11 protein-coding genes are annotated in these 16,025 nt (G+C 43.7%); 3 read left to right on the top strand and 8 right to left on the bottom strand.

Annotated features, from left to right (window positions below; translation table 11 throughout):
• Window positions 1-510: 510 nt before the first annotated feature.
• From V6669_RS14815 to V6669_RS14805, 3 genes are all read right to left on the bottom strand, one after another.
• On the bottom strand, window positions 511-879 hold the full coding sequence (locus V6669_RS14815; protein ID WP_338594665.1) for a nucleoside deaminase: 369 nt from the start codon (window positions 877-879) through the stop codon (window positions 511-513).
• A gap of 252 nt (window positions 880-1,131) precedes the next feature.
• Window positions 1,132-2,391: a cytochrome P450 gene (locus tag V6669_RS14810; RefSeq protein ID WP_074095035.1), complete on the bottom strand. Its 1,260-nt coding sequence runs from the start codon at window positions 2,389-2,391 to the stop codon at window positions 1,132-1,134.
• Between the two features lie 216 nt (window positions 2,392-2,607).
• Window positions 2,608-3,501 (bottom strand): TetR/AcrR family transcriptional regulator, encoded by an 894-nt coding sequence (locus V6669_RS14805; protein ID WP_338594662.1) that lies wholly within the window; start codon window positions 3,499-3,501, stop codon window positions 2,608-2,610.
• Window positions 3,502-3,737: 236 nt separating this feature from the next.
• On the opposite strand from V6669_RS14805, the gene V6669_RS14800 reads away from it, so the two are divergent.
• Entirely contained in the window at window positions 3,738-4,385 is a 648-nt protein-coding gene (locus tag V6669_RS14800; RefSeq protein WP_338594661.1) for a TetR/AcrR family transcriptional regulator, read from the top strand.
• A gap of 19 nt (window positions 4,386-4,404) precedes the next feature.
• The gene (locus tag V6669_RS14795; RefSeq protein WP_338594659.1) at window positions 4,405-6,729 is read left to right on the top strand and encodes an MMPL family transporter; all 2,325 of its coding nucleotides are present in this window, start codon (window positions 4,405-4,407) and stop codon (window positions 6,727-6,729) included.
• 114 nt (window positions 6,730-6,843) lie between these two features.
• Here V6669_RS14795 and V6669_RS14790 read toward each other — a convergent pair whose 3' ends face one another.
• Together V6669_RS14790 and V6669_RS14785 are read right to left on the bottom strand one after the other, a co-directional pair.
• Window positions 6,844-7,599 (bottom strand): gamma-glutamyl-gamma-aminobutyrate hydrolase family protein, encoded by a 756-nt coding sequence (locus V6669_RS14790; protein ID WP_338594658.1) that lies wholly within the window; start codon window positions 7,597-7,599, stop codon window positions 6,844-6,846.
• A 214-nt stretch (window positions 7,600-7,813) separates the two neighbouring features.
• Complete coding sequence (locus tag V6669_RS14785) at window positions 7,814-9,013, bottom strand: MFS transporter (RefSeq protein WP_338594657.1); 1,200 nt, start codon at window positions 9,011-9,013, stop codon at window positions 7,814-7,816.
• Window positions 9,014-9,257: 244 nt separating this feature from the next.
• On the opposite strand from V6669_RS14785, the gene V6669_RS14780 reads away from it, so the two are divergent.
• Window positions 9,258-10,130 (top strand): AraC family transcriptional regulator, encoded by an 873-nt coding sequence (locus tag V6669_RS14780; protein WP_338594656.1) that lies wholly within the window; start codon window positions 9,258-9,260, stop codon window positions 10,128-10,130.
• Window positions 10,131-10,224: 94 nt separating this feature from the next.
• Here V6669_RS14780 and V6669_RS14775 read toward each other — a convergent pair whose 3' ends face one another.
• The 3 genes from V6669_RS14775 to V6669_RS14765 all read right to left on the bottom strand — a co-directional run bounded on the left by V6669_RS14775 (window position 10,225) and on the right by V6669_RS14765 (window position 15,922).
• Window positions 10,225-12,210, bottom strand: a complete 1,986-nt coding sequence (locus tag V6669_RS14775) for a methyl-accepting chemotaxis protein (protein ID WP_338594655.1) — start codon at window positions 12,208-12,210, stop codon at window positions 10,225-10,227.
• Between the two features lie 243 nt (window positions 12,211-12,453).
• Window positions 12,454-13,980, bottom strand: a complete 1,527-nt coding sequence (locus V6669_RS14770; RefSeq protein ID WP_338594654.1) for a response regulator — start codon at window positions 13,978-13,980, stop codon at window positions 12,454-12,456.
• A gap of 178 nt (window positions 13,981-14,158) precedes the next feature.
• Window positions 14,159-15,922, bottom strand: coding sequence for a histidine kinase (locus tag V6669_RS14765; protein WP_338594652.1), 1,764 nt, complete (start codon window positions 15,920-15,922; stop codon window positions 14,159-14,161).
• Window positions 15,923-16,025 lie beyond the last annotated feature (103 nt).

The raw sequence follows: 16,025 nt of genomic DNA, 5'->3' as shown, positions 1-16,025 counted from the left end.
TAAAATTGGTTTAATACGGTGACAACAAGACAACAAAAAAAGCAAGGTGAAAAATGCTCGCAATCGCGCATCATCACACTTGCTTATCGATATACATCATAAAAAAGACGTGAAGTCTCCATGACCAAAAAAGTTCACAAGAACTCCTTTGGCGGAAAGCTCCTTCATGTATATCAATATTGGATCAGAGTCTATATAGCAAATAATTCGCCTTTACCACTCTTATTGACCGTTTCACAAGTTGATGTGCAATTGCACTGGTTGTAAAGTAACCAACTTATAAAATTTGAGCTTTGAACTCAATCAATAAAGCAACGTAAGTTGCCAATCGGCGTTTGACCCGGCTGTCCGTATGGCCTTAACTTCCTGGTGAAGTGGTCAAAATTATCTGCTGGAAAGCTCTAATTCATATTGATAAATTAACTTCCCAAAATCACAGGTCTTACACTATCAGACGTTGAAAAAAAAATCAAGCAATTATCCAAAAATAATTTTTTATCTGGATAACGACTAGGAATGAAATTGATATCCTTCGAATACTTTTAAGCCCTCTGTGTTAAGTAAACCCCCTGTTACTTCAGGCTTTTGAGGACTTTTGTCAAATACTTCTTCACACGCGATCATGATGTTGCCACCAGCAATTTCCGCTAATTGATCATGGGATACACTGTACACCAGCCTCCCCAGATTCGACCAAACCATCGCACCGGAACACATCACACACGGTTCACAACTCGTATACAGAGTGTATTCGCTCAGGTCAAACACATGATGTTCGGTACAATACTTTCGGATAAGCCCAATTTCTGCATGATGCGTAGGGTCACAAAAAGTGTTGATTTTATTTTCCCCAATCATGACGACCTCTCCGTTTTTCACCAGAATGGCTCCGAATGGTTCGTTTCCTTCTTTGCGAGCTTGCAGAGCAATTTCAATGGCTTATGCATGAATTGTTCATCTTTATTCATAAGGTTTACCTCCACCACAAAAATTATGTATCCCACTTTATCTTTTACATTAAGCATGTTCACCACATGAAATGCTTCTTGTTCATTCCATTCTATCATCTATACCAATAAAGAGTATGACGAAAATTCGTCATACTCCAATGGGTCGTACTACGTTTATCTATTAAAATTTCACAGGCAATGCTGCCAATCCCTGTGATGACAAAGCAGAATGCCACTGAATCTCTTCCTGAGGAATACTGAGTTGAATATCCGGTAGCCGACGTAAAAGCGTGGTAAACGCCACGTCCCCTTCTACACGAGCAAGGGGAGCGCCAAGACACATATGGATGCCGTGTCCAAAGGCCAAATGCCGTTTTATTTTGCGTTCGATATCCAAATCTTCGGGGTCAGTGAACTGATGCTCGTCCCGATTCGCTGATTTCAGAAGGGGAATCACAACATCTCCCTTTTGAATCAATTGTCCATCCAACTCCGTGTCCTGTGTTGCATAACGAGGACCTGAAGAAGTGGCGGGTCCGTTATATCGTAGCAACTCCTCCACCGCAGAAGGAACCAGATTCAGATCTTGTTTCAGTTGTTCCAGTTGTTCGGGATGGGTCAGAAGAAGATAAGAGCCGGTTGCAATCAGATTGGAAGTTGTCTCATGTCCAGCAAATATCAATAACGTGATCATGGATATTAATTCATCTTCATTCAGTCGATCACCCTCCTCCTCAATCGCAATCAATTGACTGATGAGGTCATCTGAAGGTTCTAATCGTTTGTTCGCCACAAGCTGTGAGGTGTACTCTGCGAATGATCGCAAGTGCTGCGCTACGGCAGGGTCCTGTTTACCAAAACCAAGACCTTTGGCAATGGCTTCAGACCATACATGGATCTGAGGTCGGTCTTCCTGAGGTATACCCAACATCTCGGAAATAACGTTGATTGGGAAAGGATAGGCATAGTCTTTTACAAGATCCATCTCTCCTTTGCCTTCGAATTGGTCAATCAACTCATCCGCAATTTCCTGAACGCGTGGACGCAGGCTTTCCATATATCTTGGCGTGAACGCTTTGGAAACCAGGCTACGCAGTCTCCGGTGATCCGGTTCATCAACAAAGAGCATCGACTTTCCGGTAAAAAAAGTCTGGGGTTCCGATGAACCAAGCTCGCCTGATAGATTCTTTCGAATATCATTGCCACTATCAATAGAGTTCATATCTACCGTAAATCGAGAGTGATCTTTCAGCACTTCCATGGCAACGTCCATCCGAGTTACAATCCAAGTTTGCCCTGCTCCACCCATCGGATTAGGAATAGGAACAACGGAGCCTTTGGAACGCATCTGTGCAAACATGGCAAATGGATCTTTACTATTTTCTTCGCTAAACAAATTAAATTCTACTTTTTCTGATGTCTGGTTATTCGAGTTATTCATATAAATCTTCCTTTCGAAGTGAAGTTATTCGAATCTATGGAAATATATGTTCATTTCGATTATATACTACTCGTATATTTAATTTCAAATATCATAGTTTAAACAACATAAAACAACTGTTATAACAACATTTTATTAATATACTAATAGTATATTAATAAAAACTAGGGGCATAAAAAAGCAAAAAAAGAGGTTGGCTTTGAGCCAACCCCCATATTAATTCCGTTGCTTCACCAGTTCCAAGTACCACCAACAGGCTTCGGTCATTCTATTGGCTTCAGATTGAAACGCACTGGATTTGTATTCTTTGTGAAACGCTTGAAGCACCACTTCAATTACAGGAATATTTAAATCCTCTTGATCTTGTAATAGCGCTAAAAGCCCCTTCGAAAGTTGCTTTAATGATGCAGATTCCTTGGATTTTTGAACACGGTTGTTGAACTCTTCCAATTCCTCCAACAGAGTATCAATACCCAGTCCCATATCATGGTTACGCTCATCGGCATTCAGGAAATTGAGAGACTGAAAGTCGAAAATATGTTCATTTCTCTGATGCATTGTTCTTAGGATCACTTCAATGTACGTTAGTACTTTTGGAACCACTTCGCTCCATACCGGTTTTGGTGTATTTAGACTTCTTGATGTGTTGGCAATCTGATGTAATATGCCATAGCACAATATTGCCCCTTCGTTGGCATATAAGCTAATGTCGTTCCCGTACACCTGAATCAAGCGTGTAGACAGCCATTTTAGGTGAACAGTAGCTAGTTTGGCTGAGTTAATCTCCCCGGAATAAAAACCCGTCCAATATAATTCCCACACTCGCTCTTTATTAGGTACGGACATAGGAATCGCAATCTGATCTACGAGCAGGTCATAATCAGATGTATAGTGATTTTGTTCAAGCTCTTTGCGAATAAAAACATCCTCTTGCATACGCTGATCAATAATTGAATATAAACAGTCTTCTTTTGAACTGAAGAATTTGTAGAATGTGCCTTTGGATACACCCGATTGATCCAAGATCATCTGGATTGTTGTATTTGCAAAACTATGCTCTAAAAATAGTGCAAGTGCTGTTTCCAATAAACTTTGTTTACGACTACTCATATCTCGTTATCGCCCCAAGTTTTTCTATTGATTTTAACATTCATTCCTCAGGAGTTGAAGCATAGATTCGTAGTATAGATATCATATAAAATATTTGCACAATGAGTAAATTTGCACAATGAGCAACTTGTTTGTTATGATAAACCTCACAAAGTGCATATTCAGTAAGTGTGCTCTTCTTAAAAGAATAAAACCATAGTCATTGGTGTTGGAGGTGAACGCATAAGCGGAGAATAATGATCAAACGAAACTTGCGACATTTGAAGAAAGAAGCAACTGAAAAAGCACTTGCTAGTGCTGCATTTGAACTTACCCTTGAACATGGGCTTGATGGCTTTACGGTCGAAGATATCGTGCATCAGGTGGGTTGTTCACGTAGAACATTTGCAAACTACTTCACATGTAAAGAAGAAGCCGTAGCAAGAGGTGCGATATCCGTTCAGAATACAACGGAACTCGAAGAGTTACTTACCGAAATGCCCGACAACGTCTCCTTGCTCGACGTACTGTATAACCTGATCAAGATGCAGCTTACAACAGAACTAATAGGAAGACTTCATCAGCTGCTCTCACTATCCCAGACTTATCCTGTGCTAGAACCGCATTACCTTGGAGCCATGCACCGGATGCAGACGCAGGCACAAGATACCTTATTAGACTTATCTAACGGGAAGTATGACGAGATCTATACTTATCTTTTGATCAACGCACTATATGGAACAATACTGCCATTAATTGATGGAAGACTCAATGTGTTACTGCCCGGACAAGTCATTACTGAAGATACCAAGCCCGGTGCTATCACCTTTGATCAATTTTTGGAAACCACATTTAATCATTTGCGGGCAGGATTCGAACATGCCAACCATCCACATTCATCATAGAGGAGTGTAAATTAGAGAAATGTCTACATTATTATACAGAGTGGGGAAAACCGCTTTTAGGAAACCTGCAACCTTCATCATTGGCTGGGTTTTAATTCTGGGAATTGTCATCTCCATGATCAGCATCAATGGTATTCACATCAGTTCTGAAATGAAGATTGAAGGCACAGAGTCACAGAAGGTTCTGGATCAATTGGCAAAAGAACTGCCAGCCGCCTCCGGCGGTCAAGGAAGTGTTGTCTTCAAGGCACCGGACAACGAGCGTTTGGATACGCCTGAACGTTTGGCTGCCATGATGAAAGGTGTTAATGAAGTTTACGGATTAGACAAAGTCATTAATCCTGCGGACTATGCAGCTGAAGCGGGTAATTCGGGTGCTTCGGCGGAAATGGCTCAGAACGCTCAGGCTACCGATACGGCACAATCCGCAACAACCACGCCTCCTCCCTATGGACCTTTGATGGTCGATGGTGTTCCTGTACCTGGTATGCTGATCTCTTCGGACGGCAGTATTGCACTGTTCCAGTTCCAATTTACAATCGAGCAGTCTGCCATAACACAGGATGTATTTGATTCCGTTATTCAATCTGTTATGACGGTAGAGCAAGGAACCAACATTACGGTCTTGCCGGGCGAAACGCTCAAAACGGTATCGATTGGGGTCGGCTCGGCTGAGATTGTCGGATTGGTGATTGCTGTCATTGTATTGCTGATCACCCTTGGCTCCGTTGTTGCAGCAGGTCTGCCTCTGATCACCGCACTCCTCGGAGTTGCCATTGGAGTTGGTGGTGCGTTCTCCATCTCCAAATTCATCGAAATGCCTAGTGTTACTTCCGTCCTGGCTCTCATGGTTGGATTGGCTGTTGGAATCGATTATGCTCTCTTCATTGTTAATCGCCAGCGTCGAATGATCATTGATCAAGGCTTGAGCGCAAAAGAAGCAACGGCCAGAGCCATTGGTACATCGGGCAGCGCAGTATTTTTTGCCGGATTAACCGTCATTATTGCACTGTGCGGTATGCTTGTCATCGGTCTCACATTTTTGTCTACGATGGCTTTGGTCGCAGCTGCCACCGTACTCATCAACGTATTTGTTGCTTTAACCCTGTTGCCTGCTTTACTGGGATTGGTAGGAGAACGCATTTGTTCCGCCAAAGCTCGTGAGAAAAGCACGAAACATCCTAAAGCCACTAGCCGCGGAGTCGCGGACAGATGGGTGAAATTCGTTATCAAAAATCGTTGGGCCACCATTATCGCCATCATCGTCATTCTTGGTTTTGCCGCGACGCCGATTACCAAAATGGAAATGGGTATTCCTGGCGCTTCCTCAGCGAATCTGGATACAACTGCAAGACAAAGCTATGATGCCATCTCCGAAGGCTTCGGGGAAGGGTTTAACGGACCACTTATTCTGGTTGCAGAGCCTAATCAGTCTTCCGCAAAAGTTACACCGGAACTCATGGGTGGTCTGGTGATGGAACTTCAAGGTCAGAATAACGTTGCACAAGTCACACCGCTTGGTATGACAGAAGATTTAGCTATTTTCAGTCTCATTCCAAAAACGGGTCCTAACGATAATCTCACTAAAACACTGGTCACTGATCTACGCGCGGCTAATTCCAGCATCGCACAGACCTATGATGTGAAACTTGGAGTTACTGGACTCACAGCTGTTAACATCGATATGTCAGCCAAACTGGCGCAGGTATTCCCTATTTATGTAGGCATCATAATCCTGCTGTCGCTGATCATCCTGTTACTCGTATTCCGTTCGATCATCGTTCCCATCAAAGCAACAATTGGCTTCCTGCTTAGTATCCTGGCTACATTCGGGATCACCACTGCTGTATTCCAATGGGGCTGGCTGCATTCGCTCTTTGGTTTCGATACCGGCGGCCCGCTGCTGAGCTTCATGCCGATCATCGTGACAGGTATCCTGTATGGCCTCGCGATGGACTATCAAGTCTTCCTTGTTAGCTCCATGCGGGAATCCTATGTGCATGGTCATCGCGGGACCGAATCCGTTGTTCATGGATACAATCAGGTAAGTCGCGTGGTTGTTGCCGCAGCAGTGATTATGGTCTCTGTATTTGCAGGATTTATATTCACCGATGATGTCATGATCAAGCAGATTGGTTTCACTTTGGCTGTAGGCATTCTGATTGATGCTTTTATCATCCGCATGGGCTTGGTCCCAGCCATCATGGCTATTTTTGGAGACAAAGCTTGGGCACTTCCGAAATGGCTGGATCGCATTCTGCCAAACTTGGATGTTGAAGGTGAGAAGCTGATTGCTTCCCTGAATGCTGAAGAGCATACCAACACGAAGTCTGGATTAAAATAATCATTCCACTACAATCGTAATGGTAATACCACGTTTACTCATCACGACTACATTCACCAATACAAAGACCTCCTCTGTTTTTATAAACAGGAGGTCTTTTTTTCTACTCCACATTTATGCGGTGATGTCTTCAATATGTGTACTATAGCGCGAGGATTTAGAAGAATTAACAAACGCCGCAAATAACTTTTGACTATAGTCATCTACTTTATAGCTGTACTCTGGATGCCATTGCACAGCCAAAACAAATGAACGGTTCGGCATGACCACGGATTCGATGAGTCCATCTTCAGCGACTGCCACGGCAGTTAACTTATCCGACAACACCTTGATCCCCTGATGGTGATAACTGTTAACTTTTATCGTATCTGTTTGCAAGATATCATGAAGCAAATTATTTTGCTCTATATGTACATCATGTACTAGTTTCGTATACGGCGGACTTTGCTTATGATTAACGAACTTGTTCACATGAAGTTGAAGACTAGTCGGAATGTCTTGATACAACGTTCCACCCAAAATAACGTTAAATAGCTGTAGTCCACGGCATATGCCAAAGGCAGGCTTATCAAGCTCAATTACCTTTTGTAATAATATCGACTCCATCATATCGCGCTCAATACACAACTCTCCACAGGTAACCTCTGCATGCTCATGATACAGCTCAGGATTGAGATCATGTCCCCCGGTGAACAGGAACCCATCGAACTGATTAGCCAGCGTTGCTATGATCTCGGTATCCGTTGTCAAAGGTAGCATAATTGGAATCCCACCTGCTCCTTCTATGGCGTTCATATAATCTGGAAGCATCCAGTAACTTTTTTTGTCTGTATCATATAAAGGCAGTACACCAATCATCGGCTTTTTCATGGCTTTACCTCCCAGCTTTTCATTCATTTTATCAGATCTCTTCCTATACAAATTCACTGAATTATTGCATTATCCTACCTCTATCATCTACGAACCCGTTTCATCCGGAATGCTGGAAAACTAAAAAACAAACAAAGCCGCATAACAGCAACTTTGTTTGTAGTTCCAATCCCATATATATGCATTCATCCGTTTGGTTTAAACATCATCTCATCTAGGCTGCTTTTACAGTGGTTGTTTCGTCTGAATTTACTTGGATGGAACGCTGGCATATCAGGGTAACGACAAAAGCCAGCAAGGCAAGCATCACAGCAACTGGAGGCACCCACTGGACACCACCCAAATTGACGGCAATTCCCCCGACGCCGGAGCCTAACGCTATACCCACATTGGCTGCCACAGGCAGGAGTGTAGATGCAAATGCTTTGGAACCCGGCGCGATCGATCCTGACACATCAAACAAATATAGCTGGGATGCCGCGCTCATGGAGGATGACAGACATCCAATCAGGAACAGGAATGCCAAGCCCATCCACACATTAGAAACGGTAAAACTCATTCCTAGGAAGAGGATGGCTTGAATAACAAAAAGCCGCTTGAGCTTGGGCAGGAAGTCACCCTTCGCTATTTTGGCACCAATCCAGTTACTCAGGATGCTGCAGGCACCATAGATCAGAAGTATGGCACTTATCCATTGTACAGGCACACCCATTGTCTCACTTAGGAGTGGTGTAATGTATGTAAAAATCACGAAAATACAACTGTTTCCCAGTACAGGGATCAGACAGGCAAGCAATATGCGCGGCTTCACAAAGAGAGACATCTGATCACTGAACGAACCGACAATCGTAGTTGTTTGGCGTGGCAGAATACGGAACATGAACAGCAACGGTACAACACCTATACACGCCGTAACAACAAACGTCATGGACCAGCTCAGATGTTGTCCGATAAATGTACCGAGCGGAACACCTAACACATTAGCGATTGAAAATCCGCCCAAAATCCAGGCGATAGCTTCCCCTCTTCGCTCCCGGTTCACTGCGTCACTTACGATTGAGATCGAAAGTGATATCGTAAGTCCACAAGCAACGGCCGAAACGATGCGAATGGCCATCAGAGAAGAGAACGTTGTTGAGAACACGGTCAATAGATTTAATGCTAACACGATTGCAAATCCAATCAATATGGAACTTCTTCTGGATATTTTGGCCAAGAAGGCCACGGCAAATGGTGTACCCACTGCGTATGCAATCGCAAAACCGGAGACAAGCATACCCGCGGCAGCAAGTGATACTTTCATGTAACTTTCAATTTCCTTCAACACACCCACGATGACATACTCGGTTGTTCCCAGTACAAAACTAACGAGCGTAAGCGTTAAAATAAGTAGGTTCTCTCTATTTCTAGTCATAAATCAATACTCACTAATCCTTTCTATTGTTGCAAGCGCTTCAATTCTGTCTACGATCATTAGTTCATGTATTTTCTACTTTCCCATCCTTTCACTTTCGATATATAGTACATTTTGGATAGTGAAATTGTACTGTCAGATATACCATGGCGACAATCAAGGTTGTTGTGGTTTATTGCAAAACATTATATATGTTGTCATTTCAACACAGACTTTCAATACAGATTCTGAAGGGAAGACATAGATGAATACACACCACGAATCCGGCCAACTGCATGCAAACCGAGATTACACCATTATTTATGTAGGGAAACTGGTCGACAACCCCCATTGGAGTTTTCCGACGCATAAACATGACGATCTGCATGAGATTATCTACGTAACTGAAGGCAAAGGATTGTTCACCATTGACGGTACCAAACACTGGGCTCAAAAAGGTGACATGCTCATATATAACAAGGGGACTCTTCATGAGGAGAAGTCCAATCCTGAATTCCCGTTATCCACCTTTTATTGCGGCTTTCGTTTTACAGAAGACACCCAGACCCTTGAGGATTGGGTCATCCCTCCCTCTAACAAACCGATCATTCGAGCAAACCGTTATTCCGATGAGCTCCATTCGTTAATGCAGACTCTCTTCAATGAATTTTCAATCCGGGAACATGGTTATGAATCTATCTCTGGGCATGTCCTGAAAGCCATACTTCTCATCATTGATCGTCAGTCCCGTCAACAGCTTCCTAGTGGGGAGACTATTGGGAGTAACAACCTTGCTGAGAGCATTAAAGACTATTTGGATACCCACTATCGGCAAAACATTAAACTCAAAGAATTGGCAGATCAATTTCATATCGATTTTTATTACTTAATTCATATGTATAAAAATCACTATGGCACTTCTCCCTATCATTATCTGATTCAACGAAGAATGGGGGAAGCTACCCGATTATTAGTCTCAACCAACAAAAAAATATGGGAAATCGCCAAACTGGTCGGTTACGATAACCCCAATTACTTTACAATTTTATTTACCAAAACGGTTGGTGAATCACCACGAAGTTTCCGAAAAAAGAATCAAAAGGATATGTTCGGGGATGAGGCATCACATTCTTACTAATCTCTCTAAGCGCAGAAAGGCGCTCCATTTGGGGAGCGCCTCTAGGCCTTGCACATCTCTTACATATCTCTTTACACATTTACTTACTTCTACTCTAGAGCTTAAATCGGCGAACCAACTCTTGCATGTTCTCAGCTGTTTTGGATAGCTGTGCAGAGGATGCAGATATCTCCTCCATTGCCGCCATTTGCTCTTGGGCTGCTGCTGAAGTTGTCTGAGCGCTATCTGCCGACACTTTAGAGATATGACTCATCGCGGCAACTGTAGCCGAGACTTCTTCCGTGCTGGCTGACAACTGTTCGGAGACAGCGGAAATATCCTGAATTTGATCCACGATATGCGTTGTATATTGTTCAATGTTGGATATGGTTGCGGAAGCTTCTTGGCTGATCCGCATGCCCTCACCAACTTGATTGCGAACTTTATCATTCATAAGAGATGTGGATTTGGCAATCAGATCGAGCATTTTGCCAATGGTAGCGCCAATGTCGTCCGCACTCTGTTTGGATTGCATCGATAACGTGCGCACCTCACCAGCAACGACAGCAAAACCTTTACCGTGTTCTCCTGCTCTTGAAGCTTCAATAGAGGCATTCAGTGATAGAAGGTTGGTTTGCCGAGAGATATCCGCAATCGCTTCATTCATTCGATTAGCTTCGGCGGACAGACTGGACAGCTCATTAATCAATGCCGAGGTTTCTTCAACAGCTCCGAGAATATGTTCCATTTGTTCTCCGACCTGGTTTATGGTTTTCCCACCATTAGCAACAGCGCGCTCCGTCTCTTCAGCCGAATCAACGATGGCACTCGCAGATTCTGCAATTGTACTGATGCCTCTCGCCATCTCTTCTACGGCATTTGCGGTTTGTTCCGAATTTTCTGCCCCAACGATAGCTGATTCCGCAGTCTGCTGCATGGTTTCAGCCACATGTTGAACCGATTGGGTGGTTTGTTCTGTACTTTCCTGAATCATTTGGGAAGAGTGGCTTAACAACGATGACGTCTGATGAAGTTCAGCAACCACCGATTGAAGGGAACTGGTCATTTGGTCAAAATCATTTGCCAATATACCGAATTCGTTCTCGGTTTTAAGATTAACACGTTCGGACAGATTCCCTTCGCTTACGCTGCGGGTTGCCTTTCTCAGTTTTTGCATAGGTACAATAAAAGATCTCAGAATGAAGAAAATAATTACGCCAGCAATTAATACAGATACAGCAATGACAGTTAGACTCGATACCATGATGGGTTTCGCTGCGGCGATAAAGTCTTCATGGCCCATCAATGCAATGACATTCCACCCCGTCAAAGCATTAACCCCGTTATAAACCTCTAGATCATACGCCAGATCTGTTCTGACAAATTGAGAAAATGCCATCGGCTCATCGGAACTTGAAGCCGTATTTGGATGAACTGGAATTCCCTCGATGAGCGCTCCGCCGAGTTCTCCTCCGCCACCTTTTACAATGGCACCAGACCAAGCTGCGATGGTTCGATTGGAGTCAACCACAATCAGGCTCCCATTACCTCCGACATCCACATAAGATATTTCTTTTGCTAATCGCTCCAGATCAAGTTTAATACTTGCTACACCTTGTTGATTTGAAAGAGCCTTTGAAATTTCTACATAAATCTTACCGGATACCGGATCTGTCATAATACTCGAAAAAAAGAGTGATCCATTGTTACTCATACCATTGGTGTACCATGTTGTGCTGCGTGGATCATATGTTGTATCCTCTATTGCTGGAGATGATATAACACCACCTTGGTCGCTGCCCACAGTGATGGCAAGAAGATCAGGATATGTATCAGCTAATTCGTCGATTCCTACTTGTACTGTTTCGTTGTTCGCCTGACTGGGAGTGGAGCCATACATACTGTCTATGTAACTCAATAATGCTGCTTTTTCCCCCACCAGATTGTTAATATGCTGTCCTGCCATCGTTAATATGGTATTGATGGGCTCTGTCATTTTTTGTTGCACTTGATCTTTGGCACTATGATACGAGAAATAACCGATAAGTGCAGTGGGAATAATAAGCACCGCAAGGAAAGCTGCAATGAGTCTAGTACTCATTAATCGTAAACTGGCTCCTCCTTTCCTATAAAATGACCTTTTTTTCTTTTTCTTTTCCAAAGTGAATCTTCCTCTCTTTATCCATATTTGGTAGAATCAATCGGCAAGTAAACGCAAAAAAACCCATATATATGCACACCCAAAGAGACTTTGAGCGTAAATATACATAGGTATTGCCTGAATGAATTCAGTAACAAGCCGTATTTGTTTAGTATTATAACATAAATAAAAAGGGTTTGTTAACTATGATTGGGTCTTTATACCAGACATCTGTTGTTTATAATCGGTAGGACTTAGTCCCGTATACTCTTTGAACACCTTCGAGAAATAGTGCTGATCGCTAAACGACAGCAAATCGGAAACTTCCTTAAACTTCATGTCCGGTTGACTTTCCATCAGTCTGCAGGCTTCCTGAATGCGAAGCTGGCTATAATACTGAACAAACGTAATTTGTGTTGCATTTTTGATCACTCTGCTGACATACGACGGGCTAACGTGAAACTTCATGGCAATGTCGTTGATAGACAATGGAGAGTATTTATTTAGTTTTACGTAATCGTCAATCTGTTCGAACAGGATCGCTTTACTTTTTCGAACGTGGGATTGCAGCATATCAAAGCACTGTCCCGTCCATTCCGTCAGTTCCCGACAAAAATCGGAATAGGACTGTGCATGGGCGAATTGTCTTGACCGAAGCTCCAGACCCAATCTCATGCCCGACCCCTGTTCCTCGTACAGATGAGCAAACGTGTCTACAATCAATCCGATAAACCGCTCCACCTCGGTCATATGTACATTTTCCTCTGCCCATCGATTCAGCAATTCAGATAACTTAAGAGCAAACCGTTCTTTCTGCCGAGCCTGTATCATCTGTACAAAAGCAGATTCCTGCACGGGATCCAGACAGCCTGTCTCAGATCTGGCCATCGACACCGGATTCCCGGTATCCAGCGCTAATCCTTGTTTCAACCGTTGCTGCTCAGACAAAATGGACGACATGCGGTGATAGAGCTCCGGCAGATTACCAGACTCAGCGAATAGAAGTTGTCCTCCAATGATCGCATCGATGTCATGCCCAACCAAATGCCGTCGCAACGATTCAAGACATTCATGTACGGAAGAGTACACCTCAAGTGCACTCTTGTTAACAAAAGCAACAAATTGATATGGGGTTTGACTGGTGTACACACGACAAGCATGAAATGTAAAAAAATCCTGCACTATACCCTCAAGATCCACCTGTACCCATCGTTCATGCCCTGTGGTAAAAGGCTGTTTGCTCATAATGATCAACATCTGGCTGAATAAAGGCGGAAACTCCTCCCCCTGTTTCGGCGTAGTCTCACATTGAGGATGTATGATTTCCTGCAAATCCAGCAGTTCCTTGGACATCTGTTGATCAAGTTGGTCAATTACCCGACCCATGACTTCTTCAAGCGCCTCTCGCTCGACAGGTTTTAACAAATAGTCAAACACTTGCAGGTTCAATGCTTTTCTTGTGTATTCAAAATCGCTGTACCCACTAATTAGAATGACCTTCAGATCCGGGTTGGCAAGCTTGGCTTGCTCAATCAGGGACAGTCCGTCCATTTTCGGCATTCGTATATCGGTCAACAGCAGATCAATCGGTTCCTGCTTTAACGCTGCCAAGGCTTCCTCTCCATTTGTTGCCGTAGCCGCTACACGAATCGGGAAGTTGAGCGTTTCCAAGAGCATTTTTATATTACGTAATATGGGTTTGCTATCTTCAACGATCATAACGTTATACATTGTCTGTCCCTCCTTGTTCGGTCGTGTCTCAAAACTCGCTGAAGTGCATCTTTTACCGCCTTTTCGCCCCCTGCTGCGTTACTTTCCCTTGACGTGCCCCGGCACGCCTGCGGAAAACTTCCTGGCTTGGAACGAAAATTCGGCAAAATCTGCTTCCTTCGGAGTTTTCAGACACTCCCTAATAAAAATCCTTCGTCAATGAGCCGATGATTTGAATTGTTGCTCCATGTTGCTCTTCCGCATGATTGTTAAATATATTAATGAAGAGCCGGTTGTTATACATTAGTTTGAGTCGATTGACGCTATTGATAATCCCCATGTTACCAAGGGCTGTGGCACGATCGGCCGTCTGGTTCATTCCGGAATCCGATGCCTGAATATTGGATAAAATCTCCTGGATCTTATCCGGTGGAAAGCCCTCTCCATTATCTTTGATCTCCAAAGCCCATAATCCGTTATATTGCTTCACGGTAATCTGGATACGCCAAGGCGGCGCGGTGTTGGCAAAGGCATGTTCAATGCAGTTTTCCACAAACGGCTGAATGACCAACCGCGGCAATCGGATTTCGTTCGCCAGCTCGTCTGCATGGATGTCCCACTCCAGATCCTCTTCGTACTTTTGTTGTACAAGGGACAGATAATGTCTCGTATGTTGAAGCTCCTCAGCCAAAGTCACATGCGCGTATGGTGAAGAGACAATATAACGCAGACTGTCCGAAAGATGTTTGCACATATCCGATACAACTTTGGTCTTCCCCTCTTGGGCAGCAATACTGATCAGATATAGAACGTTATGAATAAAATGAGGAGCAATCTGGGCTTGCAGCGCCGAATTACGAGCCTTTACTTCCTCATGAAGCGCCGATTTTTCCCGGTCAATGGATTGCTGCAGTCTTTCCATCAGGTCCTGAAAAGCTTCATTCAGCAATAACAGATCATTATTCTTCGGCGTTTCATCCACTTTCAGATTCATATTGCTGTAGTTCATGCGCCAGATCTGACCACGCAGCTTGCGGATGGGTAACAGCAGGTTACGTGTGGATAGGAAGATATACACAAACGAAACCAGCATCAGTGCTGTAATCAGCAGAATGGACATCGTCTGAACCGAATGGATCGAACCCAGGACAGATTTTTTGGGCGTTATGATATACGTGATCCAACCTGTACTTGGTGAAGTGGAATGCGTGATATAATTGTCGTTTTTGTCCACATCCAGTCCCTCGTCTGATGAAGGCTTTGTCCAATTGGCAAATGTCACACCCGCTTCCGAGCCCGTCATCTGCTCCCCTTGTTCATTCAGAATATAGACATCGCCAGCGGTAATGCCCTCCGTTAAGTTCTGTATATAGGCCTGTTCCATCTGGATGCTAAGATAACCGTACACCTTGCCGTTCTGATCATTGATCGTGCGCACAAAGGAGATCGTATCGTCTTGACGCAGCAGAACAAAACCACTTTCCGTCCAATCTCGTCCAACCTGACTACTCTCCATCATGGTGTTCAGGATTGCGGGAGGATTGCCCGAACCCAGATATGATGTCAGGAGAACCCCGTGATTGTCGTAGATGGACATGTCCTTGATATTCATGCTCGGCCCGATGGCCTGAAACATGATGTCTTTGATGATCCGAATCTGTTTCAGCCTTTCATAATTACTATGCGCAGAGGAGCTCTTGTCCATGGCTGCAAATATATTTTTGCTGGATAATATTCGCTGCGACATCTGGTTCTGTTGTTCTACGTAGAGATCAACTTGCTCTCTTACCTTTGTAGCGGTCACGAGTGTATCCTGCTCCGTTTTCAGTTTGAGCGGGCGAACAACAATCACATTCACATACACGATAAAACAGCCCAGCACGAACAAAAGCAGAGCCAGAAACGTCAAAAACACCTTTGTCTGCAAACTGAATTGAGTTGCTTTATGTATGAGCTTTGCCATTCTTAGAGGTGCCCTCCTGTTCTGACATGATGTAAAATCCCTTACATTCATGTCTACTCTATCACGGTATTTCATGAAATGATAGCGATTTCAAGTTCAGAAT

Source organism: Paenibacillus sp. Y5S-9 (assembly GCF_036894235.1).
Taxonomy (GTDB): domain Bacteria; phylum Bacillota; class Bacilli; order Paenibacillales; family Paenibacillaceae; genus Paenibacillus.
This window is presented reverse-complemented; position numbering and strand designations above follow the sequence as displayed.